This is a genomic window from Acinetobacter sp. IK40, from assembly GCF_035615075.1.
Lineage (GTDB): Bacteria > Pseudomonadota > Gammaproteobacteria > Pseudomonadales > Moraxellaceae > Acinetobacter > Acinetobacter courvalinii.
On sequence record NZ_JANBOE010000028.1, the window covers coordinates 1 to 1301 of the forward strand.

1 protein-coding gene is annotated in these 1301 nt (G+C 39.8%); it reads left to right on the plus strand.

What is annotated here, in order from left to right; genetic code table 11:
* Positions 1-160 precede the first annotated feature (160 nt).
* Complete coding sequence (gene ubiA / locus MSG93_RS19220; RefSeq protein ID WP_000179585.1) at positions 161-1039, plus strand: 4-hydroxybenzoate octaprenyltransferase; 879 nt, start codon at positions 161-163, stop codon at positions 1037-1039.
* Positions 1040-1301: the final 262 nt, after the last annotated feature.

Sequence of the window (1301 nt, forward strand, 5' to 3'; positions counted from 1 at the left end):
TGTTCCATTTTAGAGATTTGTTTAAGATAAGATATAACTCATTGAGATGTGTCATAGTATTCGTCGTTAGAAAACAATTATTGTGACATTATTTCAATGAGTTATCTATTTTTGTCGTGTACAGAGACACTTTATACAAAATTCAAGGGCTTGACTTTATATGGCAACTGCACAAGCAATAACCTGGCGTGAGCGTCTTGGCGCCTATTATTATCTTTGTCGTTTTGATAACCCGATTGGTACTGAACTGGTCTTTTGGCCAACCTTGTGGGCGTTATGGATTGCGGCTCAGGGGATGCCACGCATTGAAATTTTAATTCCCATGATTTTGGGTGTGATTTTTATGCGGGCGGCGGGTTGTGCCATCAATGATTTTGCTGACCGTAAAGTCGATGCGCATGTGGAGCGTACTAAAAACCGACCACTAGCGACCGGAGTCATCAGCGCCAAAGAAGCGGTGATGGTATTTCTGGTTTTGGTGGCTGCCAGCGCCTGTCTGCTATTTTTCTTGCCGATCGAAACTTTTTACTGGTCATTTGGGGCTTTGCTGTTAGCGTTTATTTATCCTTTTATGAAGCGCTATACCCATTTACCTCAAGTCTTTTTGGGTGCAGCATTTTCCTGGTCGATTCCGATGGCTTATACCGCAGTTGGACAAACGCCGGATTTAACCTGCTGGCTTCTATATTTTGGTAATCTGGCCTGGACCGTAGCCTATGATACCCAATATGCAATTGCAGATCGTGAATATGATTTAAAGATAGGGGTGAAGTCGACTGCAATCTTGTTTGGCCAGCATGATATTTCAATTATTAGCACCCTGCAGGCGAGCAGTATTTTATTGATAGGTGCTGCACTTTGGCTGGAAAATTTATTGATTCCATTTGGCTTGTTAGCACTTTTGCTGGTTGCTGCTGATTTTATTTACCAATGGTTTAAAACTCGCGATAAAAATCCACAGCTATGTTTTTGGGCATTCCGTCATAACCGTTGGATTGGCCTCATTATTTTTGTGGGAATATTGTTTGCTCTAAGATAATTGCCGTATGTCGGATAACAACAAAAGCATCCTATAAAGGATGCTTTTTTTATGATTAATTTTGAGTGATCTCGATTAAGAGATAGGGAATAACAATAAAAGGATAGAAATATGCAGAACAGTTATAAGAAATTGATCTCTGTACACGACAAATTTCACAGAACCCTTATCCTATCAGGATTCTGCTTTCTTAAAATTGCCAAAATTTCCTTAAACTCTTCTTTTTTCCCAAAACCAATTAAACGCTGAATCGCCATTTGAA